At 68.0% G+C, this 23,096-nt stretch carries 19 protein-coding genes, 1 other RNA gene and 1 pseudogene; 1 reads left to right on the forward strand and 20 read right to left on the reverse strand.

Features of this window, described 5'->3' with window-relative positions; all coding sequences use genetic code 11:
* Positions 1 to 8: 8 nt before the first annotated feature.
* The gene (gene pgeF / locus ACW7G2_RS05740; RefSeq protein ID WP_456973625.1) at positions 9 to 848 is read right to left on the reverse strand and encodes a peptidoglycan editing factor PgeF; all 840 of its coding nucleotides are present in this window, start codon (positions 846 to 848) and stop codon (positions 9 to 11) included.
* The gene (gene rluD, locus ACW7G2_RS05745) at positions 832 to 1,782 is read right to left on the reverse strand and encodes a 23S rRNA pseudouridine(1911/1915/1917) synthase RluD (RefSeq protein ID WP_456973749.1); all 951 of its coding nucleotides are present in this window, start codon (positions 1,780 to 1,782) and stop codon (positions 832 to 834) included. The genes pgeF and rluD overlap by 17 nt, the downstream gene beginning before the upstream one ends.
* A 153-nt stretch (positions 1,783 to 1,935) precedes the next feature.
* Between rluD and ACW7G2_RS05750 the strand changes: the two genes are divergently transcribed.
* Positions 1,936 to 2,784, forward strand: coding sequence for an outer membrane protein assembly factor BamD (locus ACW7G2_RS05750; RefSeq protein ID WP_456973627.1), 849 nt, complete (start codon positions 1,936 to 1,938; stop codon positions 2,782 to 2,784).
* 59 nt (positions 2,785 to 2,843) lie between these two features.
* Here the strand turns inward: ACW7G2_RS05750 and ACW7G2_RS05755 are convergent, their stop codons facing one another.
* The 18 genes and pseudogenes from ACW7G2_RS05755 to rsmI form a co-directional block, all read right to left on the reverse strand.
* Positions 2,844 to 3,731, reverse strand: a complete 888-nt coding sequence (locus ACW7G2_RS05755) for a vitamin K epoxide reductase family protein (protein ID WP_456973630.1) — start codon at positions 3,729 to 3,731, stop codon at positions 2,844 to 2,846.
* A gap of 83 nt (positions 3,732 to 3,814) precedes the next feature.
* A complete protein-coding gene (locus tag ACW7G2_RS05760) occupies positions 3,815 to 5,449 on the reverse strand; it encodes an NAD+ synthase (protein ID WP_456973632.1) in 1,635 nt (544 codons plus the stop codon).
* 279 nt (positions 5,450 to 5,728) lie between these two features.
* Positions 5,729 to 6,637 (reverse strand): UDP-3-O-acyl-N-acetylglucosamine deacetylase, encoded by a 909-nt coding sequence (gene lpxC, locus ACW7G2_RS05765; RefSeq protein WP_456973634.1) that lies wholly within the window; start codon positions 6,635 to 6,637, stop codon positions 5,729 to 5,731.
* Positions 6,638 to 6,895: 258 nt separating this feature from the next.
* A complete protein-coding gene (gene ftsZ, locus ACW7G2_RS05770) occupies positions 6,896 to 8,140 on the reverse strand; it encodes a cell division protein FtsZ (RefSeq protein WP_456973636.1) in 1,245 nt (414 codons plus the stop codon).
* 92 nt (positions 8,141 to 8,232) lie between these two features.
* Complete coding sequence (gene ftsA / locus ACW7G2_RS05775) at positions 8,233 to 9,468, reverse strand: cell division protein FtsA (RefSeq protein WP_456973638.1); 1,236 nt, start codon at positions 9,466 to 9,468, stop codon at positions 8,233 to 8,235.
* Positions 9,465 to 10,271, reverse strand: coding sequence for a cell division protein FtsQ/DivIB (locus tag ACW7G2_RS05780; RefSeq protein WP_456973640.1), 807 nt, complete (start codon positions 10,269 to 10,271; stop codon positions 9,465 to 9,467). Before ACW7G2_RS05780 ends, ftsA begins: the two co-directional genes overlap by 4 nt.
* Positions 10,268 to 11,206: a D-alanine--D-alanine ligase gene (locus ACW7G2_RS05785; protein ID WP_456973642.1), complete on the reverse strand. Its 939-nt coding sequence runs from the start codon at positions 11,204 to 11,206 to the stop codon at positions 10,268 to 10,270. The genes ACW7G2_RS05780 and ACW7G2_RS05785 overlap by 4 nt, the downstream gene beginning before the upstream one ends.
* A complete protein-coding gene (gene murC / locus ACW7G2_RS05790; RefSeq protein WP_456973644.1) occupies positions 11,203 to 12,651 on the reverse strand; it encodes a UDP-N-acetylmuramate--L-alanine ligase in 1,449 nt (482 codons plus the stop codon). The genes ACW7G2_RS05785 and murC overlap by 4 nt, the downstream gene beginning before the upstream one ends.
* Positions 12,648 to 13,973, reverse strand: a complete 1,326-nt coding sequence (gene ftsW / locus ACW7G2_RS05795; RefSeq protein WP_456973646.1) for a putative lipid II flippase FtsW — start codon at positions 13,971 to 13,973, stop codon at positions 12,648 to 12,650. The genes murC and ftsW overlap by 4 nt, the downstream gene beginning before the upstream one ends.
* The gene (mraY, locus tag ACW7G2_RS05800; protein WP_456973648.1) at positions 13,973 to 15,058 is read right to left on the reverse strand and encodes a phospho-N-acetylmuramoyl-pentapeptide-transferase; all 1,086 of its coding nucleotides are present in this window, start codon (positions 15,056 to 15,058) and stop codon (positions 13,973 to 13,975) included. Before mraY ends, ftsW begins: the two co-directional genes overlap by 1 nt.
* On the reverse strand, positions 15,048 to 16,463 hold the full coding sequence (locus ACW7G2_RS05805; RefSeq protein WP_456973650.1) for a UDP-N-acetylmuramoyl-tripeptide--D-alanyl-D-alanine ligase: 1,416 nt from the start codon (positions 16,461 to 16,463) through the stop codon (positions 15,048 to 15,050). The genes mraY and ACW7G2_RS05805 overlap by 11 nt, the downstream gene beginning before the upstream one ends.
* Positions 16,460 to 17,944, reverse strand: a complete 1,485-nt coding sequence (locus ACW7G2_RS05810; RefSeq protein ID WP_456973653.1) for a UDP-N-acetylmuramoyl-L-alanyl-D-glutamate--2,6-diaminopimelate ligase — start codon at positions 17,942 to 17,944, stop codon at positions 16,460 to 16,462. Before ACW7G2_RS05810 ends, ACW7G2_RS05805 begins: the two co-directional genes overlap by 4 nt.
* An 11-nt stretch (positions 17,945 to 17,955) precedes the next feature.
* Positions 17,956 to 19,686 (reverse strand): annotated as a pseudogene (locus ACW7G2_RS05815) (peptidoglycan D,D-transpeptidase FtsI family protein); the annotation flags it as partial.
* Positions 19,683 to 19,943, reverse strand: a complete 261-nt coding sequence (ftsL, locus tag ACW7G2_RS05820) for a cell division protein FtsL (protein ID WP_456973751.1) — start codon at positions 19,941 to 19,943, stop codon at positions 19,683 to 19,685. The gene ftsL and the pseudogene ACW7G2_RS05815, both read right to left, overlap by 4 nt.
* Positions 19,944 to 19,951: 8 nt before the next feature.
* Positions 19,952 to 20,914: a 16S rRNA (cytosine(1402)-N(4))-methyltransferase RsmH gene (gene rsmH, locus ACW7G2_RS05825; protein WP_456973655.1), complete on the reverse strand. Its 963-nt coding sequence runs from the start codon at positions 20,912 to 20,914 to the stop codon at positions 19,952 to 19,954.
* A complete protein-coding gene (gene mraZ, locus ACW7G2_RS05830; protein ID WP_456973753.1) occupies positions 20,911 to 21,357 on the reverse strand; it encodes a division/cell wall cluster transcriptional repressor MraZ in 447 nt (148 codons plus the stop codon). The genes rsmH and mraZ overlap by 4 nt, the downstream gene beginning before the upstream one ends.
* 434 nt (positions 21,358 to 21,791) lie before the next feature.
* An RNA gene (rnpB, locus tag ACW7G2_RS05835) (RNase P RNA component class A) lies at positions 21,792 to 22,144 on the reverse strand.
* Positions 22,145 to 22,205: 61 nt separating this feature from the next.
* Entirely contained in the window at positions 22,206 to 23,066 is an 861-nt protein-coding gene (gene rsmI / locus ACW7G2_RS05840; RefSeq protein ID WP_456973657.1) for a 16S rRNA (cytidine(1402)-2'-O)-methyltransferase, read from the reverse strand.
* Between the last annotated feature and the right edge of the window lie 30 nt (positions 23,067 to 23,096).

Below are 23,096 nucleotides of genomic sequence, written 5' to 3' on the forward strand. Positions count from 1 at the left end.
GCCGTGCTTCAGGACCTCGCCAGGCCCGAATGCCAGATCACCGTCGCCAAGCGGCCGGTGCGCGCATCACGACGGTGCGAGTAGAAGCGCCCTGGATCTGAAATGGTGCACAGGCTCCCACCACTGATGCTGTCTGCGGCCATGCCAGTCGCCTGCAACCGCTGGCGGGCCAACGCGTAGAGATCCACATGCCAGTGACCGGGTCGGGTGCCGGTGAACGCCCGGGCCGCGTTGGCATCCGCCTCGCCAAACGCCTCATAAACCTCAGCGCCCACCTCATAGGCCTGCGGGCCAGCTGCCGGCCCGAGCCAGGCCAGCAGATCCGCAGGCCGGGTGTGCATGGCGGCGACGGTGCGCTCCAGCACGCCGGCTGCCAGTCCCCGCCAGCCGGCGTGGGCTGCGCCAACCTCACTGCCGTCGCGAGCCGCGAACACCACTGGCAGGCAATCGGCGGTCAGGATCGCCAGCACCACACCGGGCATCCCGGTGACGGCGGCATCCGCCTCGGGCTCCGAGCCCATACGCAGGCGCTCCCCAGCTGCGTCCGCCACCGGTAGCGACTGATCGAACCGGACCACGCCGGTGCCGTGCACCTGGCGCAGCCAATGCGGCGCGGAAGGCAAGCCGGCCAACTCGACCAGCGCGGCACGATTGGCAGCCACCGCTGCCGGATCATCACCCTCGGCGGCCCGGCTGTTGCCGAGATTGAATGCATCGAAAGGCGGCCGTGACACTCCCGCGCCTTCACGCAGCGTCGCGAAAGCCGTTACACCGGGCGGGGCCGCCCAGTCCGCCGGCAGGACCGGCAGCGCCGGGCCCACCCCGCTCACCTCAGCGCCACTCCGCATCGGGGTTGGCGGCCGTGTCCTCGCGCAGCAGCTTGATCAGCGCCAGCAGGTCGTCGGGCACCGGCGCAGTGGCGCGTACCGGCTCACCGCTGACTGGATGGGTGAACTCCAGGGTCTCGGCATGCAGCGCCTGGCGACGGAAGCTGCGCAGGCCGGTGATCACCTCGTCGGAAGCGCCCTTGGGCAGCTTCACCGGACCACCGTAAAGCTGGTCACCGACGATCGGATGCCGCTGATGCTGCATGTGCACGCGGATCTGGTGGGTGCGGCCGGTTTCAAGCCGGCATTCCAGCACGGTGTGAGCGCGGAAACGCTCGCGCAGACGGTAATGGGTGATGGCTTCGCGCCCATCCTCGCGCACCGCCATGCGCAGGCGGTCGCGCGGGTGGCGATCGATCGGCGCGTCGGCGGTGCCACCGCTGATCAGGGACCCCACCACGACTGCCAGGTACTGCCGGTGCACCGAGCGCGAGGACAGCTGTTCAACCAGGCCGGCGTGCGCCTGCACCGTGCGCGCAACCACCATGACCCCGGAGGTGTCCTTGTCCAGGCGATGCACGATCCCGGCACGCGGCAATGTTGCCAGCGTCGGATCCCGGAACAGCAGGCCGTTGACCAGGGTCCCAGTGCGATTTCCCGCGCCCGGATGCACCACCATGCCGGCCGGCTTGTCGATCACCAGCACGTGTTCGTCTTCGTAAAGCACCTGCAGCGGGATGTCTTCCGGCTCATCGTGGGTCTGTTCTTCCAGCACCACATCCAGGGTGACCAGCTCTCCCCCTGCTACAGGATCGCGCGGGCGCATGGTCCTGCCATCCAGCAGCGCGTCTCCGGAACGGATCCAGCCCGCCAGCCGGGAACGGGAGAATTCGGGGAACAGTTCGGCCAGCACCACGTCAAGGCGGCGGCCGGCCTGGGATTCCGGAATCCGCATCTGGCGGCCTCCGGCGTCGTCGGCGTTTTCATCCTGGAGGGGAAGGTCGTCAGGCGAGGCAGTCATGGGCAGGGGTCGGTTCAGGCGCTTGCGCCGGTGCGGCGATGCGGGCTGCTATTATCCGCCTTTCGTGCCGCTTACGCCCAAGACCTCATGACCCGACCCGGCTTTCTGTTGCGCAACGCGCTCCTCCTGGCGCTGCTGGCCATTTTCCTTGCCTCCGGCTGCAGCCGCTCCCGCGGCGACCGCGACACCGTTGAGGGGGTCCCCGTCGAGGAACTCTACGAGACGGCCCACCAGTCAATGCGCACTGGCAACTGGAACCGCGCCGCCACCGTCTTCCGCCGCCTGGTGGCCCAGTACCCGTACGGACCGTACACCGAGCAGGCACTGATCGAGACCGCCTACGCGCAGTACAAGATGGGCAGCCACGAGGAGGCGATTTCCAGCATCGACCGCTTCCTGCGCACCTACCCCACCCACCGCCACTCGGCCTACATGTACTACCTGCGCGGGCTGGTGAATGCCTCGCGCGACACGGTGTTCATGCAGCGGGTGTGGTCACTGGACGCGAGCAGCCGCGACCTGGCCACGCCGCAGCAGGCGTACGCGGACTTCGCCGTGGTCGCCGAGCGCTTCGCCAACACCCCTTACGCCGAGGATGCCCGCGAGCGGATGCTCGTGCTGCGTGACATGTTCGCCCGCCACGACCTGGACGCGGCGCTCTACTACCTGCGCCGCGACGCCAATGTGGCTGCCACCAGCCGCGCCACCTACCTGCTGGAAACCTATCCGCAGTCGAGCCACCAGAACGACGCGGTAGCGGTGCTTGCCGAGGCCTACACCCGGCTGGGCAACGAAACCCTCGCCGCCGATGCGCGCCGGGTGCTGGAACTGAACGACCCGGACCACCAGTGGCTGGACGGCAACTGGCCCCGCTACCCCTGGTCCATCCGCAAGATCAACCCGTTCGCCGGGGAGCGCTCGCCGATCGACATGTAACGGCTTGCGCGCTGGTACACGCGCGCTCCCGCGTGTGCCGCTCCGGGCGGCACGCAGGCTCAGTCCCGCTCCTGCTCCCATGGGAAGCCGGACAGCTGGGCCAGTTGTTCCGGCGTCTGGATGCCGGAGTGCATCAGCCCGTTGATTTGCCAGCTCGGATACGAGGACACGCCCGCGGTAGTGCACTCGCGAGCCACCGGGCCGCCGCGTCCCTGGGGACTGCATTCCACGTACGGAAGGCGCCCTGCCGAGGCCCCGAACATCCGGGTCTGGCGCGCGCAGCTGCCGCACCACGATGCGCCGTAATAGCGCGCCCCGGTGGACTCCAGATGGTCCACCAGCGCCGCGACCCGGGGATTCTCCGGGCGCCGGTCCAACACGCCGCCCAGCGCCAGCTGCAGGGCCACCACAACGCCCAGGGCGAGGAAAGCGTTGCCCAGCCACCAGCTGCCCCAGCTCTGCGTACCGGATGGCGCGCCGGGACGCCGCAGGTGCACCAGGGCGAACAGCGCCACCATGATCGCCAGCGACGCCAGGCACCAGCCACAGGTGGCCTCAAGGGCGAAGATGCCGGCCAGGGTCAGATAGATGCTGATCGCCAGCCCCAGCGCGGTCAGGCGCGAAAGCCGCCGCCAACGCGCCGCGGGCGTTGTGCCGGTCGCCGCCGCCAATGCAATCAGCGCATACAGGCCGAAGCCCCACAGCGCCAATGGCACCCCGAACAGACGGGACCATCTGCTGCCCTGGATCACATCGCAGCCGCCGCCCTCGGCGCAGAACGCCGGCGCCCCGCCGGTAAGGGTCAGATATGCAGTCAACAACAGGCCGAGAACGGCCAACGACAGGATCCACGGATCGGGCTTCAGCCGCGGCTGCGGACGCTGCTGGCCGGACACGCCGGCTGCTGGGGGTTTCCGGTCGGAAGGCCGACGCTTCTTTCTTGCCATTGCCAAATCCTCCGAACGGTTTCCCGCATTCTACCGGCGCCGCGGGGAGAAGACGGGCGGGCCTCTATCCCCAGCTCGCGTGGTCAGGCGCGGTAGGCGTTACTGATCGGATAGCGACGCTCGCGGCCGAAGGCACACCGGGTCACCTTCGGGCCGATGGCAGCCTGATGCCGCTTCCATTCACCAATCCGCACCAGCCGCAGCACGCGCTCGACCACGACCGCCTCATGGCCCGCCGCGATGATTTCAGCCTGCGACTGGGCGCCTTCGATATGCCGCTCCAGGATGTCGTCGAGCACTTCGTAAGGCGGCAGTGAATCGTCATCACGCTGATCTTCGCGCAGCTCCGCGGAGGGCGGGCGCGAGATCACCTCCGGCGGAATCACCGGCTCGGCGGCGATCGAATTGCGCCAGCGTGCCAGCGCGAACACCCGGGTCTTGTACAGGTCCTTCAGCGGCGCGTAGCCGCCGTTCATGTCGCCATAGATGGTGGCGTAGCCCACCGCGTACTCGCTCTTGTTGCCAGTGGTCAGCAGCAGGCCGCCAAACTTGTTGCCCAGCGCCATCATCAGCGCCCCGCGGGTACGCGACTGCAGGTTTTCCTCGGTCACATCCGGGTCGCGCCCGTCGAAGGTTTCCGCCAGCGCATCCATGAAACCCCGAAACGGCGCCTCGATCGGCACCGTCAGCATGCGCACGCCCAACTCCCGGCACTGTTCTGCAGCCAGGTCATTGCTCAGCCCCGCCGTATAGCGTGACGGCAGCCGCACGGCGGTCACCGCATCCGCGCCCAGCGCATCTACCGCCACGGCCAGCACCACCGCCGAATCGAGCCCGCCAGACAGCCCCAACCAGACCTTGGAAAAGCCGTTCCTGCCGCAGTAGTCGCGCAGCCCGCGTACCACCGCACGCCAAACCATGGAGTGTTCGCTGGAGTCCTGCTCCAGCGGCCATTCCACCGGTAAAAAGCCGCCCGTCCCCGGATCAAAATCCGCCACCAGCCAGTGCTCTTCAAACGCGGCTGCGGCGCCGTGCACCCGGCCATCCGCATCGGCCAGTACCGATCCACCATCAAATACCAGCGAATCCTGTCCGCCCACCGCATTGAGATAGGCCAACGCCACCCCGCTCCCTCCCGCCCGCTCGGCCAGCAGCGAATCGCGGAACGCCTGCTTGCCCAGTTCGAACGGAGACGCGTTGGACACCAGCACCAGGCGCGCACCCGCCGCCTTGGCTTCAGCCAGCGGCGCAGGCAGCCAGAGATCCTCACAGATCAGCATGCACAGCGGCACGCCCTTCACCCCGAACACCAGCGGCCCATCGCCGCCGGACCGGAAGTAGCGACGCTCATCGAAGACACCGTAGTTCGGCAGCTCGCGCTTCCTGTAAGTGACTTCGATGCGCCCGTCACGCAGCACGCTCGCCGCGTTGTACAGCCCATCGTCCGCCTGCTCGGGCCAACCCACCACCGCCACAATCCCGCGCACATGCCCCGCGATGTCCTGCAGCGCCTGCTCGCAGTCGCGCAGAAACTCCCCCCGCAGCAACAGGTCTTCCGGCGGATACCCACACACCGCCAGCTCCGGGAACAGCACCAGGTCCGCACGGTGCGCGTCCCGGGCCTCCTCGATCATTGCCGTGATCCGCCGGGCATTCTCCGCCACGGCTCCGACCGGGAAGTCAAACTGGGCCAGGGCGATTCGCAGCTTCTCGGACATGAGGCAGACCTTTCGGGAACCAGGCCACATTGTAGGGCGGGTCTGGACCCGCCACTCTGTCAATACATCAGCCGATATATCGGCACCGGATAAGCGGCGTGGCGTGAAGGTCATCCCGTTCTTGGCGTCACGCGGCTTCGCGCGCATGGCGCGCTCCTACAGCTGGTGATGGCCCTTGGCAGGGAGCAAGCCGAGCCCCGTCGTGGCCGGCAGGCCCATCAGGTCACCGGAAATTCAAACGAAGCAGCACCCGGTCGTTCACGACCCCGGACAGTAGCCTCAGGCCGGAACCGGCTCGCCGTAAACCAGGGGCGCAGGAACATTTTCGGGGAAAGTGACAATTTCCCACGCCGACTCCTCGGCCATCAGCGCCCGCACCAGCTTGTTGTTCAGCGCGTGCCCCGACTTGAACCCCTCGAACGCCCCAAGGATCGGATTCCCGGCCAGGTACAGATCGCCGATCGCATCCAGGATCTTGTGGCGCACGAACTCGTTCGCGTAGCGCAGGCCGTCGTCGTTCAGCACCCGGAACTCGTCCAGCACGATCGCATTGTCCATCGACCCGCCCAGCCCCAGATTGCGATCGCGCATGAACTCCAGATCGCGCATGAACCCGAACGTACGTGCCCGGCTCACCTCACGGATATAGGCCTCGGTGGAAAACTCCACCTCCGCCCGTGACTCCGCCACTGGAATCGCCGGATGATCGAACTCGATCGTGAACCCCAATCGGAAACCGTCATACGGCTCGAAACGCGCGATCTTGTCGCCATCGCGCACTTCCACCGGCCGCTTGATGCGGATGAAACGCTTGGGCGCATCCTGGGCCACGATCCCGGCAGACTGCAGCAGGAACACGAATGGACCCGAAGACCCGTCCATGATCGGCACCTCCGCCGCGGACAGGTCCACAAAAAGATTGTCGACACCCAGTCCGGCCAGCGCCGACATCAGGTGTTCGACCGTCATCACCTTGCCCTCGCCCCGGGTCAGGCCGGTACACAGCATGGTCTCGGTGACCAGGTCGCCACGGGCAGGGATTTCAACTACCGGATCAAGATCAACGCGGCGGAACACGATGCCGGCATCCACAGGCGCCGGGCGCAGGGTCAGATAGACCTTCTCGCCGCTGTGCAGACCCACGCCGGTGGCGCGGATAATGTTCTTGAGGGTGCGCTGCTTGGGCATCGTCTATTCGGTTCGTGGGATTGCGGCTCGCTCTCCGGAACGAACGCACAAAATATTAACACGCGACCGGCTGAACCTGAACGGAAGCAGCGGCCACATGAAGCACCGTCCACCAGCCTGCGTCAGCCAGCGTGAGGGAGAGGAAAACGCCCGCCCCCGGAGCCCCGGGGGCGAGTAAAAATCCACCGGGCCGGCGGGGCCCGATGGCAAGAGGACGCGGACATGGATCAGGAGCGCAATGGCTGCGCTCCCGACCGCTCAGTCCGCCTGGCGACGCAGGAAAGCCGGGATATCCAGGTAGCTTGTATCGGGGCCGAAATCGGCGGTTTCAGGCTTGGAGGCCGGCTCCGCACTGTGGCCACGCAGGCTGGCCGCGATGCTCGGGGCCTGGGTTTCCGTGCTCACCATCGTGCTCACCATATCGTCGATCGGCAGGCCGGTGGTGCCATCGCGCTTGACCTGGGTATGGATCAGCTGGACGTGCGAACGGCGCGGCTGCTCCTGGGCGAACTCGCCGCCGCGGGCGGTCTGGCGTGCGGCACCGCGGTGCAGCCCGGTGGCCACCACGGTCACGCGAACCTCGTCCTGCATGTCCTGATCAAGCACGGTTCCGATCACGATCGTCGCGTCTTCGCTGGCGAAGTTCTCCACCGTGCGGCCCACTTCGTCGAACTCGGCCATGGTGAAGTCCGGACCGGCGGTGATGTTGACCAGGATGCCGTTGGCACCGGCCAGGTTGACGTCATCGAGCAGCGGGTTCTGGATGGCGGATTCGGCTGCAGCCTGGGCGCGGTCGTCGCCGCGTGCCTGGCCGGTGCCCATCATCGCCAGGCCCATTTCGCTCATCACGGTGCGCACGTCGGCGAAGTCGACGTTGATCAGGCCCGGGCGCACAATCAGGTCGGCAATGCCCTGCACCGCGCCCAGCAGCACGTCGTTGGCGGCGCGGAACGCCTGCACCATGGTGGCGTTGCGGCCCAGCACCGAGATCAGCTTCTCGTTGGGGATGGTGATCAGCGAGTCCACGTGCTGGCTCAGGTCCTCGATGCCCTTGAGCGCCACCTGCATGCGGCGACGGCCCTCGAACGGGAACGGCTTGGTCACCACGGCCACGGTCAGGATGCCCATCTCCTTGGCCAGCTGTGCCACCACCGGCGCGGCGCCGGTACCGGTGCCACCGCCCATGCCCGCAGTGATGAACACCATGTCCGCGCCCTGCAGGGATTCAATGATCACCTCGCGGTCTTCCAGCGCAGCCTGGCGGCCGACCTCGGGGTTGGCACCTGCGCCCAGCCCCTTGGTGACGCTGTCACCCAGCTGCAGCTGCAGCTTGGCGCCGCAGTTGCGGATTGCCTGTGAATCGGTGTTGGCGGTGATGAACTCCACCCCTTCCACGCTGCTCGCCACCATGTGCGCGACCGCGTTGCCACCGCCGCCGCCCACGCCAAACACCTTGATGTTGGCGTTGGGAGCCATCTTCTCTACCAGTTCGAAATGCGCCATGTCATGAGTCCTCGTTGCTGAATTTCTGGTTATGTTTTTTGCTTGAAACGTGTTGCCAACGTCCTGCCACCTGCCGCTCCTGCTCCGCGCCGTCAGAACGCGCCGCGGTACCACTCCTTCAATTTCCTGAGAAAGTTCATCGCCGGGCCGGTGGAACTCACCGGACGGCGCGGATTCTCGATCTGGCTGCCCATCAGCAGCAGGCCCACGCCGGTGGCGTGGACCGGGTTGCCCACCACTTCGCCCAGGCCGGTCACGTGCTGGGGAATGCCCACCCGCACCGGCATCTGCAGCATTTCCTCGGCCAGCTCCACCACGCCTTCCATCTTTGCGGCGCCTCCGGTCAGGACCATGCCCGCGCGCACGTGCTGCTCGAAGCCCGAGCGGCGCAGTTCGGCCTGCACCATCTCGAAGATCTCCTCGTAGCGCGCCTGCACCGCCTGGGCCAGCGACTGGCGCGGCAGGCGACGTGGTGGGCGATCGCCCACGCTCGGCACCTGGATCGATTCCTCGCTGGTGGCCAGCTGGGCCAGCGCGCAGGCGTAGCGCACCTTGATCTGCTCCGCCTCCGGGGTCGGCGTGCGCAGCATGTGGGCGATGTCTTCGGTCACCTTGTCGCCGGCGATCGGCAGGCTCGAGGTGTGGCAGATCGCGCCCTGCACGAACACCGCCAGGTCGGTGGTACCGGCGCCGATGTCGACCAGCACCACGCCCAGCTCGCGCTCGTCGCCGGTCAGCACCGCGGTGCTGGAAGCCAGCGACGACAGCACCAGGTCGTCGATCTGCAGGCCGCAGCGCTGCACGCACTTGCTGACGTTTGCGGCGGCCGACTGCGCGCACACCACCAGGTGCGCATGCACCTCCAGGCGCACGCCGGTCATGCCCACGGGGTTGCGGATGCCTTCCTGCGAGTCATCCAGCACGTACTCGCGGGGAATGGCGTGCAGGATCCGCTGGTCGGCCGGGATCGCCACCGCCTTGGCGGCTTCCAGCACGCGGTCCAGGTCGGCCCAGGTCACTTCGCCATCGCGGATCGGCACGATTCCGGGCGAGTTCTTGCACTGCACGTGGTTGCCCGAGATCGAGGCATAGACCGAGCGGATCTCGCAGCCGGCCATCAGTTCGGCCTCCTCGATCGCTCGCTGGATCGACTGCACGGTGGATTCGATGTCCACCACCACGCCGCGCTTGAGACCGCGCGATTCGTGGCTGCCGATGCCGATCACCTCGATCGGATTGCCGGGGGAATACTCGCCCACCAGCGCCACCACCTTGGAGGTGCCGATGTCGAGTCCGACGATGAGGGCTTTGTCGCCTTTGCGATTCATGTGCGGGTGCCGTAATTCATGGGGGGTGAAGACCAGCCGGAGGCGGTCGGGGGACGCTGCCGATCCGTGGCAGCGGCGAGGCCGCCCTCTGCGGTCGCGGCGTCTTCGTCTTCGCCCCAGACCAGGGCGAAGCCGTTGGTGTAACGAAGGTCGGCACGCGTAAGCCGATCGGTGCGTGCCTGCAGCAGCTGCGGCAGCAGGCGCGCGAAACGCTCCAGGCGTGGCTTGGCCTGCTGGCTGCCGATGGTGATCCGGGTGCCGTTGGTGAGCACCAGCGACCAACTGCCGCGGGTGTCCAGGACCAGCTCGCGCACGTCATAGCCAAGCGGGGTGAACAGCACCCGCGACTCGTTGTAGAGCGCCACCACCTCGGCCGCGCGGCTGTCGGGAGCATGGAACTGCGGCAGGCGCGGCGGCGGCTCGATCCCGGTGGCGGGGAACAGCGTGCCCTGCTCGGACAGCAGCCGGTCCTCGCCCCAGCGCGCGAACGGACGGTGCTCGGTCACCTGCACCTCGACCACATCGGGCCAGCGCTTGCGCACTTCCGCGCTCTCCACCCACGGCAGCGCGGCCACCGCGGCCTGGGCATCGGCCAGGCGCATGGCGAAGAAGCCGTCCCGGGCATAGGGCAGCACCGCTTCACGCAGGCGGGCGTCTTCCACGTGCACCAGCTCGCCGGCTACCCGCAGCGTGCGCAGTGGCCAGCGGTCGGCGCCGATCCAGCCCTGCAGCACCGCCACCACCGGCAGCGCGACCAGCGCAAGGGCGATTGCCCACACCAGCGTGCGCAGCAGCGCGGTCACAGCGTCGCCTCCAGGACCCGCCAGCACAGCTCGGCGTAGTCGATGCCCAGCTGTGCGGCCGCCTTGGGCACCAGCGAGTGGCTGGTCATGCCCGGCGCGGTGTTGATCTCCATCAGGGCGAAGCGGCCATCGGCGTGGCGCATCACGTCCACCCGGCCCCAGCCGCTGCAGTCCGCGGCGCGGAATGCTTCCAGGGCCAGCTGGCGGAGCACGGTCTCGTCATCACCTTCCAGCCCCGGGCACAGGTACTGGGTGTCGTCGGCCACGTACTTGGCGTGGTAGTCGTACCAGCCGCGGGCCGGCACGATCCGGATCGAAGGCAGGGCCAGCTCGCCGAGGATGGCCACGGTGTATTCGCCGCCGGCGACAAGCTGCTCGGCCAGCAGTTCTTCGGGATAGTCGCGGGCGAAGGCGACCGCTTCGGCCAGCCCGGCCTCGTCGACCACGCTGAACACCCCAACGCTGGAGCCTTCCGCCGACGGCTTGATGAACACCGGCAGCCCCAGCTCGCGCACCGCGGCCTCCACGTCCGAGCCTGGAGGCAGGCGCACGAAGCGCGCCGTCGGCAGCCCTTCGGCTTCCCACACCTGCTTGGTGCGGATCTTGTCCATGGTCAGCGCCGAACCCAGCACGCCGGGGCCGGTATACGGCACGCCCAGCGCCGACAGCAGCCCCTGCAGCACGCCGTTCTCGCCGTCGCCGCCGTGAAGGATGTTGAACACCCGGTCGACCCGGCCCGCGCGGATCTCTTCCAGCAGCGACGAAATGCCGTCCACCGGATGTGCATCAACGCCGCGCGAGAGCAGGGCTTCAAGTACCCCGCGACCGGAATCCAGCGACACCTCGCGCTCACTCGTCGTACCACCGAGCGCCACCGCAACCCGACCGAAGACGGCCGGATCAGTCACCTTCAGCGCTGGCACCTGCAGGCTCATGCGGGCACCTCCGGGAAACCCTCGTCCGCCAGCCGCTGCACGGCCTGGCCGATGTCGCCGGCGCCCATCATCAGCAGCAGGTCGCCGTCTTCAAGCACGTCGGGCAGCACCCGCACCAGCTCGGCCACGTCGTCCACCACCACCGGGTCGATGCGCCCACGCGCCCGGATCGCGCGCGCCAAGGCGCGGGAATCGGCACCGGGAATCGGCTCCTCGCCGGCCGGATACACCTCGGTCAGCACCACCGCATCCACTTCCGACAGCACGCCGGCAAAGTCGTCCAGCAGGTCGCGGGTGCGGCTGTAGCGGTGCGGCTGGAAAGCCACCACCACGCGCCGGTCCGGCCAGCCGCCGCGTGCGGCTTCAAACACCGCTGCCAACTCGTTCGGATGGTGGCCATAGTCATCCACCAGCTGCACCGTGGCGCCGCGCGCGGTGCGCAGCTCGGCCTTCAGGTTGAAACGCCGGCCGATCCCCTCGAACTGCTCCAGCGCTTCGGCAATGGCTTCCGGGCTTACCCCGAGCTGCCAGCCGACCGAAGCTGCCGCCAGCGCGTTCTGCACGTTGTGCCGGCCCGGCAGGGCCAGGGTCACCTCGGTGCGCGGGCCATCCGGCAGCACCAGCTCGAAGCGCATCCGCGCGCCGTCCTGGCGTACGTTCTCGGCGCGCACGTCGGCGCGCTCGTCAAAGCCGTAGGTGGTCACGTGGCGCGAGGTGTTGCCCGCCAGCGTTGCCACTTCAGGATCGTCGATGCCCAGCACGGCAAGGCCGTAGAACGGCAGCCGGTGCAGGAACTCGGAAAACGCAGCGCGCACTCGACCAAAATCGTTGTCGTAGTGCTCCATGTGGTCGGCATCGATGGTGGTGATCACCGCCACCAGCGGGTTCAGCCGGAGGAAGCTGCCGTCACTTTCATCGGCCTCGGCGACCAGCCAGTCGCTGCTGCCGAGCCGCGCATTGGCGCCGGCAGCCAGAAGCTGGCCACCGATCACGAAGGTCGGATCCAGGCCCCCGCGCGCGAGCACGCTGGCCAGCAGCGAGGTGGTGGTGGTCTTGCCGTGGGTCCCGGCCACCGCGATGCCGCGGCGGAAGCGCATCAGCTCGGCCAGCATCTCCGCGCGCGGCACGATCGGAATCCTGCGTTCGCGCGCCTCCACCAGCTCGGGATTTTCCGCGCTGATTGCACTGGAAACCACCACGCAGTCGGTGCCATGCACGTTGTCCGCGGCGTGACCCAGGTGCACGTTGGCCCCCAGCTTGCGCAGGCGGCGGACCGCGGCGTTTTCCGCAATGTCGGAGCCGGACACCCGGTAACCCAGGGTGCACAAAACCTCGGCGATGCCGCTCATGCCGGCGCCGCCGATGCCCACGAAATGCACGCGCGAGAACGCCCTGCCCACCTCGGCGGTGGACAACGCACGGGTGTCGAGCAGGCGGCGGGTCATGGTGTTCCTCCAAAAATTGGTTCGATCCGGCCGTCGGGACGGCCCGGGCGGCGCAGCGCGGATGCCAGCGGGCTGCTGGTCACCGGTTCGGCAGGCTCGGCCGGGATCCCGTCAACGGACGGCGCGGTCGTGGCGGTCTCGCCACCACGCAGGCGGGCGACCTGGCGCTCCGCGCGGTCAAGCTCGTAGGACACCCTCAGCAGCAGGCCGATGGCCACGCAGGTCATCAGCACGCTGGATCCGCCGGCCGAAATCAGCGGCAGGGTCAGGCCCTTGGTGGGCAGCAGGCCCAGGTTAACGCCGATCGACACCAGGCTCTGCAGGCCGATCATCAGTGCCACACCGAAGGCGCAGTAGCCGGCAAAGTGGCGACGCATTTCCACGCATTTCAGCCCGATCCAGAACGCCCGGCCCACCAGCAACGCGTACAGCCCGATCACCAGGCACACGCCCACGAAGCCCAGCTCCTCGGCGATCACCGCCAGGATGAAGTCGGTATGCGCTTCGGGCAGGTAGTTGAGCTTCTGGATGGATGCACCCAGGCCCACGCCCCAGAACTCGCCGCGCCCCACCGCCATCAGCGCGTTGGCCAGCTGGTAGCCGCTGTTGAAGGGATCGGCGAACGGATCCATGAACGAGGTCAGCCGGCGCATCCGGTAGGGCTCGGCGATGGCCACGACCGCCAGCAGCGGCAGCAGCACCAGCACCGGCGCGGCCATGCGCGGCAGGTGCACGCCGCCCAGCACCAGCATGCCGGCGGCGGTGGCCAGCAGCAGTGCCAGCGAGCCGAAATCAGGCTGCAGGGCCAGCAGGGCCATCAGTGCCAGGGTGACCCCGATCGGCTTGAGCATCGCCGCCCAGGTGGCATTGACCTCGTCGCGGAAGCGCACCAGATAGCTCGCCAGCCAGACGATGAACATCAGCTTGGCCGCCTCGACCGTCTGGAAGTTCGACACCCCCAGGTTGATCCAGCGCCGGGCACCGTTGACCGTGTGCCCCAGCCCCGGCATGAACACCACCAGCAGCATCGCGAAGCTGCCCAGCAGCAGCAGCCGGTCATAGCGCTCGATGGTCTTGAGCTCGGTACGGGCCACGATGATGCACAGCACCGCACCCGCCAGCAGGAACACCACGTGGCGGATGAGGAAATGGAACGGGCCCACGTTGAGCTCCTCGCCGATGGCGATCGAGCTGGAGCCAACCATCACCACGCCCAGGGCCACCAGGCCCAGCGCGGCGCCGATCAGCCACGGGTCGTAGCGCCCGTGGATATCGTCGATCCGGGTGGCCTGGCGCGCGTAGGGGGCGTCGTATCGATCCATCAACGCACCTTCAACGTGGCCAGGCCGACCAGCACCAGGATCACCGAGATGATCCAGAAGCGCACGATCACGCGCGGCTCCGGCCAGCCCTTGAGTTCGAAGTGGTGGTGGATCGGCGCCATGCGGAACACGCGCTTGCCGGTGAGCTTGAACGACGCCACCTGGATCATCACCGACAGCGTCTCGATGACGAAGATCCCGCCCATGATCACCAGCACCAGCTCCTGGCGCACGATCACCGCGATCGTGCCGAGCACCGCGCCCAGCGCCAGCGCGCCGATGTCGCCCATGAACACCATGGCCGGATAGGTGTTGAACCACAGGAAGCCCAGCCCCGCGCCGGCAATCGCCGCGCAGATGATGGTCAGCTCGCCGGCCCCGGGGATCTGCGGGATCTGCAGGTAGTCGGCGAACACCGCATGGCCGGAGGCATAGGCGAACACGCCCAGCCCGCAAGCCACCAGCACCGTGGGCATGATCGCCAGCCCGTCCAGGCCGTCGGTCAGGTTGACCGCGTTGGAGAAGCCGACGATCCAGAAGTAGGCGATCGCCACGAAGGTGATCGCCGCCATCGGCAGCGCCACCGCCTTGAACAGCGGGAAGTAGAAGGTGGTGGCGGCCGCCACGTCGGCCGTCTGGTAGAGGTAGATTCCCGCCGCCAGGCCGAACACCGACTGCAGCAGGTACTTCCACCGCGACTTCATGCCGTTGGGATCGCGCTTGACGATCTTCAGCCAGTCGTCGTACCAGCCGATCGCGCCAAAGGCGGCCATCACCGCCAGCACCAGCCACACGTACTTGTTGCGCAGGTCGCCCCACAGCAGCACCGAGGCCAGCACCACGATCAGGATCAGCGCACCGCCCATGGTCGGCGTGCCGGCCTTGGATAAATGGGTCTTCGGACCATCGTCGCGGATCGGCTGGCCGCCCTTGTACTGGGCCAGGCGCCGGATCACCGCGGGCCCCCACCACAGCGACAGCATCAACGCCGTCAGCGCGGCCAGGATGCCGCGGAAGGTGAGGTAGTTGAACAGGCCGAAGAAGCTCTCCAGACCCTGCAGCCAGCGCGCCAGTTCAAGCAGCATCGGTGGAGCTCCCTTTGTTTTGCTGTGGCGTGGCGCCGTCTTCCAGCAGAGCTGCGACCACCCGTTCCATCGCGCTGCTGCGCGATCCCTTCACCAGCACCCGCGCCTGTGGATGCAGTTCGCCGCGCAGCGCGTCAATCAACGCTGCGTGGCTGTCGAAATTGCGGCCGCCCTCGCCGAATGCTTCCACCGCGGCCTGGCCAAGCTTGCCCATGGCGTACAGGCGGGCAATGCCGGCCTGTCTGGCGCGGTGGCCGACGCCGGCGTGCAGCGCCTGTGCATCGGCGCCCAGTTCGCCCATCTCGCCCAGCACCAGCCAGCCTTCACCCTGGATCCCGGCCAGCGTCTCGATGGCTGCCACCAGGGATCCGGGGTTGGCGTTGTAGCTGTCGTCGATGAGCAGGGCGCCCGACGGCAGACGGTGGCGCACCAGCCTTCCCTGCACCGGGCGTGCGGCCGCCAGGCCGGTGGCAATCGCCTGCGGCGAGGCATCGGCCATGCCGATCGCCAGCGCCGCCGCGGCCAGCGCGTTGGCCACGTTGTGGCGGCCGGACAGGGGCAGCTCCACTTCGGCCTCGCCCTGCGGCGTGACCAGCGTGAAGCGCGAACCGTCCTCGCCCACATGCACGTCGCGCGCGGTCACATCGGCGCTGGCCTCCAGCCCGAAGCGGATCACCCGGCGCCCGTGCGAACGGCCGGCAAAGAACTGTGCGAACGCATCGTCGGCGTTGATCACCGCCACCCCATCGGCCGGCAGCGCGTCGTAGATCGCACCCTTGGTCTCGGCCACGCCGAGCAGGCTGCGCATGCGCTCCAAATGCGCAGGCGCCACGTTGTTCACCAGCGCCACGTCCGGGCGCACCACGCCGGTCAGCCAGGCGATGTCGCCGGGCTTGCCCGCGCCCATCTCGTAGATTGCGTAGCGGGCGTCTTCCGGCGCATCAATCACCGACAGCGGCAGGCCGATCTCGTTGTTGCGATTGCCCGGGTTGGCGCAGGTCGAGCCCAGCGGCGACAGGATCGAAAGCAGGATCTGTTTCACGCCGGTCTTGCCATTGCTGCCGGTGATCGCCGCCACCCGGGTGGGACGGCCTTGCTGCATGCCGGCGGCAATGGCCGCCAGTGCATGCACTGTGTCCTTGACCACCACCTGCGGGATCCGCGCCGCCGACGGCCGCGACACCAGCGCTGCCCGGGCACCCAGCTCGGCAGCGGCTTGCACATGATCGTTGCCATCGAAGCGCTCGCCGACAATCGCCACGTACAGCGAGGCGCGCCCGTCGGCCGCGTCGAAGCTGCGGGTGTCAGTGCACATCGCGTCGATCAGCACGTCGGAGCCGTCGGTCACGCCGTGCAGGCGGCCGTTGGTCCACTGGGCGATGCGTGAGAGTGGCAGCGGATTCATGCCCTGCCCTCCAGCACTGCCTGCGCCACTCTGGCGTCATCAAAGGGATGGCGCACGCCGTCAATCTCCTGATACGGCTCGTGGCCCTTGCCGGCTACCAGCACGATGTCACCGGGGCCGGCAATGCCCACCGCACGTTCGATGGCGGTACGGCGGTTACGCTCGACGGTCACGGCGCTGCGATCGGCAAAGCCTTCCAGGATGTCGGCGACGATGGCATCGCCATCTTCCCGGCGCGGGTTGTCGTCGGTGACCACCACGGCGTCGGCCAGGCGTCCGGCGATCTCGGCCATCTGCGGGCGCTTGCCGCGATCGCGTTCGCCACCACAGCCGAACACGCACACGATCCGGCCACGCGCGTGGTCACGCAGGCTGGCGAGCGCCTGTTCCAGCGCATCCGGCGTGTGGGCGTAATCCACCACCACCAGCGGCTGACCGTCTCCATCCAAGTGGTTCCCGCCCAGACGATTCATGCGCCCGGCCACCGGCTGCAGCTGGCCAAGCACGTGGGCAATGTCAGAGGCGGATTCGCCCAGCGCGTCCAGCACCCCGGCCACCGCCAGCAGGTTGTCCACGTTGAAGCGGCCCAGCAGCGGCGTGCGCAAAGCGTGCACCTGCTTGCCGATATGCAGTTCAAAGCCGATGCCCGCCGCATCAAGGGTGATGCGTTCGGCCCGCACCCGCGCTTCCGCTGCCCCGCGGGCACTGGTGCCCACCCGGCGCAGCGCCTGCGGCAGCCCGACATGCAATGCACGCCCGTGGACGTCATCGAGGTTGATCACCGCCGCCTGCAGGCCCGGCGCGGCGAACAGGCGCGCCTTGGCAGCGCCATAGGCCTGCATGTCGCCGTGGTAATCCAGATGGTCGCGGGTGAGGTTGGTGAACACGCCCACCGCGAAGCGGACCGCATCCGCGCGGCCCTGGTCAAGGGCGTGGGAGCTGACCTCCATCGCCACGGCAGCGGCGCCGGCATCGCGCAGCTGCGCCAGGAGCGCGTGCGTTTGCGACACCTGCGGCGTGGTGAAACCGGTCGGCTGCACGTGGCCGTGCAGGCCAGCACCCAGGGTACCGACGCTGCCCGCGGCGCGGCCCAGCAGGGTCCAGGCCTGGGCCAGCATCTGCACGATCGAGGTCTTGCCGTTGGTTCCGGTCACACCGACCACGGTCATCGCCGCGGACGGATTGCCGTGGAAGCGGTCGGCCATTTCACCAATCCGCGCGGTGAGGCCTGGCACGGCGATCGCATCGACAGGCGCGTCCACACCCTCGGGCGCCGGCGGCTCGAACAGGATCGCCGCGGCCTTCGCCACTCGCGCCTGCTCCACGAAACGCAGCCCGTGGGTGCCAAAGCCGGGAATGGCCAGGAATGCATCGCCCGGCTGCAGCGCGCGGCTGTCCTGCGACAGTCCGCTCACGTGCAGGTCGGCAGGGACAGTTGTGATGTCAGGCAGCAGCGCTGCAAGAGGCATCGTGGCGCTCATTGCCTGTCCTCCTGCGCCGCCAACCAGGTCTCGATATCGTCCGGCGGCACGTCCATCAGCCGCAGCGCGCCTTCCATGACCTCCTTGAACACCGGCGCGGCCACCAGCCCGCCGTAGTAGCCCTTGGCGGGATCGGGGTCATCGATCACGATCGCCATCGAGAAGCGCGGATTGTCCACCGGCACCAGGCCGGCAAAGAACGACACGTAGCGGCGCGAGTAACCGCCGCCGCTGGCCTTGCGCGAGGTGCCGGTCTTGCCTGCCACGTTGTAGCCCAGGATCCGCGCCTGGCGGGCGGTGCCGCCCGGGCCGGTCACGGTATGCATCATCTTCAGCACGGCATCGGCCACGTCCGGCTCGATCGCCTGGCGCGTGTCACCGTGCTGGCCCTTGATGAAGGTGGGCTGGGTCCAGAGGCCACCGTTGCCGATCGCCGCATAGGCTGCCGCCACCTGCAGCGGGGTGGCAGACAGGCTGTAGCCGTAGGACATGGTCTGCTTGTCGGTCCCGCTCCACTGGCTCGGGTCGGCGAACAGGCCGGCCGCCTCGCCCGGAAAGCCGCTGCGGGTGCTGGCGCCAAAGCCGAATGCACGCAGGACGTCGTGGAACTGCCGGTCGGTCAGCATGGCCGCCAGCTTGCTGACGCCCACGTTGGAACTCTTGGTGATCACGCCGGTGACATCGAGCATGCCGTAGTTGCGCACGTCGGAGGTGCGGAAGCGGCCGTTGGCTATCCACCCGGGACTGGTATCGACCGGCGTGGTCGGGGTCACCACCCCGGCCTGCAAGGCCGCGGCCACGGTGATCGGCTTGATGGTGGAACCCGGTTCGATCAGGTCGGTGACCGCGCGGTTGCGGCGCGCGTCGCGATCGTCGGCGCTGACCACGTGCGGGTTGTAGGCCGGCAGGTTGGCCATGGCCAGCACTTCACCGGTGGCCACGTCCAGCACCACCGCCGAACCGGCGCTGGCGCCGGTGCGTACCAGGGTGTTGCGCAGTTCGCGATGGGCCAGGTACTGGATGCGCCGGTCGATGCTCAGCACCAGGTCCTTGCCCGGCTCGGCCGCACGCACCAGGTCCACATTTTCGACGATCCGGCCGCGACGGTCGCGGATCACCCGCTGCGCGCCGGGACGGCCACGCAGCCAGTCGTCGAACGCCAGCTCGACCCCTTCCTGCCCGCGGTCATCAATGTTGGTGAAGCCCAGCACGTGCGCCATCGCCTCGCCCTGCGGGTAGAAGCGGCGATACTCGCGCTGGCTGAAGACTCCGGGCACGGCCAGGTCGAGCACCTTCTGCGCATTGGCCGGATGGATCCGGCGCTGGCCCGGCAGGTACATGAATTCCTTGTCGGCGCGCTGGGCCACCCGGCGTGTCAGCTCCTCGCCATCCACGTTGATGGCCGCGGCCAGCTCGATGATCCGGTCCGGATGCTTGACCAGCTCCTGCGGGTTGGCCCACAGCGAGGCCACCGGGGTGGAAATCGCCAGCGGCTCGCCGTTGCGGTCGGTGATCATGCCGCGCGAGGTCGGGATCGGCAGTTCGCGCAGGAAGCGTGAATCCGCCTTCTGCTGGTAGAACGCATTGTCGATCAGCTGCAGGTCCACGGCGCGTCCGACCAGCACCACGCTGCACAGGCCCATGGCACCAGCCACCAGAGCCAGGCGGCCGCGCAGGTTGAAACGCGCGCGGCCCGGGCGCTGTGCCGGGCGGGTCTTGCTGCGGAAGCGCTTGCCGATCATGGCCGCACCACCACGATGTCGACGGCTTCGGGGAACTTCATCCCCAGCCGCTCGCGTGCCACCTGGTCAATGCGGTTGCTTTCCGCCCAGGTGGCCTGCTCCAGCTGCAGGCGGCCGAAGTCGATGTCGAGCTCGTCGCGGTCGTACTCCAGCCGGGTCAGCTCGACAAAGAGCTGGCGATGCTGGTGGCGCGCATGGACCACGCCGATGGCGGTGATCACGCTGGCTACCAGCAGCACCGCAACGATCAGGCGCATGGTCAGGATCACTGGCGCGCCTCCAGCTTTTCAGCCACGCGCAGCACCGCGCTGCGGGCACGCGGATTGCCCGCCAGCTCATCGGCATCGGCCTTGATGGCACCGCCGAGCGCGCGCAGGGTCGGCACGAAGGCGGTGGTCTCGGGCAGGCGACGGTTGGCCGGCGGCGGCTTGGCGCGGCCGGCAATGAAGCGCTTGACGATCCGGTCCTCAAGCGAGTGGAAGCTGATCACGGTCAGGCGGCCGCCCGGCTTGAGCGCATCATGGGCGGCTTCGAGCCCCGCTTCCAGATCGGCCAGCTCGCGGTTGATGTGGATGCGGATGCCCTGGAACGAGCGCGTGGCCGGATGGATGTCCGGCTTGCCCGGCGCACGCCTCTGGCGCGGCACCGAGGCGGCAATCAACTCGGCCAGCTCGCCAGTGCGGGTCAACGGCGCTTCGACGCGGCGGGCCACGATGGCACGGGCGATGCGCCGGCTCATGCGTTCCTCGCCGTAGGTCCACAGCACGTCGGCGATGTCGGCCTCGTCGGCACGCGCAAGCCAATCGGCGGCGCTTTCTCCCGAGTCCGGATCCATGCGCATGTCCAACGGGCCGTCCTTGCCGAAGCTGAAGCCCCGGCCGGCCACGTCCAGCTGCGGCGAGGACACACCAAGGTCGAACAGCACCCCGTCCAGCCCGTCGGCCGTGGCTTCCCACTGCGCCAGTGCGGCGAAGCTGCCGCGACGGATGGTCACGCGCGGATCGGCGCCGAACTCCCGCTCGGCCACCGCGATCGCTTCGGGATCCTTGTCCATGAGCAGCAGCCGGCCTCCGGCTTCAAGGCGTGCCAGCACGCCGCGCGCATGCCCGCCGCGCCCGAACGTGCCATCCAGATAGGTTCCATCCCCGACCACCTGCAGCCCCTCCAAGGCCTGCCCGAACATCACCGGTAGGTGGCCGGACCGGACGTCCGCGCCACCGGCCGTCACAGCTGCAGACCCTCCAGGTCCTCACCAGCCATATCGTCATCGCCAAGCACCTGGCGGATCTGATCCTGGTGGGCCTGTTCGCTCCACAGCTCGAATTTGTCGCCCATGCCCACCAGCACGGCTTTGCGCTCGATGCCCACGGTGTTGCGCTGGCTGGCTGGAATGGAAATGCGTGCGCTGCCGTCCGGCTCCACCACGGCGGCCGCGCCAACCAGCTTCAGCTGCAGGGTGCGGTTGGTGGAGCGGGTGCGCGGAAGCGCGTTGACCTTCTCGCGGATGCCGGACCAGACGTCATGCGGGTACAGATAGAGGCCACCGGCGTCGAACGGGTTGTACGTGATCACCAGACGATTGCCGGCGCGGGACACGTCCTCGCGCAAGCCGGTCGGGATCACCATCCGGCCCTTGTCGTCAATTGTGATGGCGTACTCGCCCTGGAACACGTTGGTCCTGCCCGTATGCCCGTCTGCGGCGGGCTTCAATTGGCGAGGGATCCCACAAAATTCCCGGTAATCCCACGCAACGCCACCTTATGACCCGAGCTGGGGGTTGTCAACAAGCGACGACGGGAAAATTCATCAGGCAGGTCAATGACTTGCGAAACTGTTCACAGACTTGTTCAAGGTTTATCCACAAGCTGCTGTTTAGTCTCAAATTTTGAGACTTGCGCCACTCTCAGCAGCAGTTGCGATAGAGACGCAATGCCCCCGACCGTGACCATCGTCACGGTCAATTCGCGCAAATTACGCGCCCGCAGCCCCCTGAGTCAGGGGCGACTCGCGCCAACGGCGCGAGTGGGGGTCTGGAAGTACAAGCGGGGCCCAAAGTTTGCTTTTGCAAACTTAGGGTTTTTCATGGGCGTAGCCCATGAAAAAGCTGGCGGAGCCGGCCTGTAAGCCGGGTTCTGTCGTGGGCAACCATTCCTCTAGGCGCATCGTCACCGATACGCTCAAGCAACCTACCCGGACCCGACGCGGGCAACGCCATGAGGTCCCTATTCGGTCTTGCTCCCGGTGGGGTTTGCCGTGCCGGCCTGTTACCAGGCTCGCGGTGCGCTCTTACCGCACCATTTCACCCTTGCCACGCATCCCGGAGGACCGTTCGGCGGTATCTTTCTGTTGCACTTTCCGTCGGCTCGCGCCGCCCAGGCGTTACCTGGCACCGTGCCCTGTGGAGCCCGGACTTTCCTCGGCACCCCCTAAGGGATGACGCGATTGCCCGGCCGACTCCGCCAGCGGCCATTATCCCACGTTGCGACCCTGCGCAGTTCAACGCGGCCCTTTTCGAGCCGTCACTCCTGCGAGGTAGATTGCATGCCCCCATACAGCGCCTTTCGCGGGGCGCCGGTGATTTCCGCGGCGACCCGGGCCGCGGATGAAGGCGGCATGTGGTCGGCGAGCAGGGCGTAGACACGGCGGCCTTCGGCCAGGGCGGCGTCGGCATCGTCGCCGGCACCTTCCACGACCAGCACGAATTCGCCCTTGCGCTGGTCCGCGTCCGCGACGACCCGCTGGTGCAGTTCCTCCAGGCTGCCGTCGAGGACGGTTTCAAACAGTTTGGTCAGTTCGCGCGCCAGCACCGCGCGGCGCCCGGGAAAGGCCGCGGCCATGTCTTCCAGTGTCTCGGCGATACGGTGCGAGGATTCGTAGAACAGCAGGGTGCGGGGTTCGCCGGCCAGCTTCTGCAGGCGTTCGCGGCGGGCGCCGGGCTTGGCCGGCAGGAAGCCCTCGAAAGCGAAACGGTCGCTGGGCAGGCCGGCCACGCTCAGCGCGGCGATCAGGGCGCTGGGGCCGGGCACCGGACTGACCTTGATCCCCGCCGTACGGGCGGCGGCCACCAGGCGGAAGCCGGGATCGCTGACCAGCGGCGTGCCGGCATCGCTGACCAGGGCCAGTGATTCTCCTGCCTCCAATCGCTGCACCAATCGCGCGGCCAGCGCCTGCTCGTTGTGTTCGTGCAGCGCCACCAGCTCTGCTTCGATGCCGAAATGCGACAGCAGGCGGCGGGTATGGCGGGTGTCTTCGGCACAGACCGCGGCCACACCGGCCAGGGTCCGCTGCGCGCGAGGTGAGAGATCCTCGAGGTTGCCGATCGGCGTGGCAACGATGAACAGGGTGCCCCGGGAAGGGTCGCTGGCTGATTGGGCAGGCATGATGGCGACATCATAGTGCGACGGCGCCGC

Source organism: Luteimonas sp. A277, assembly GCF_054052045.1.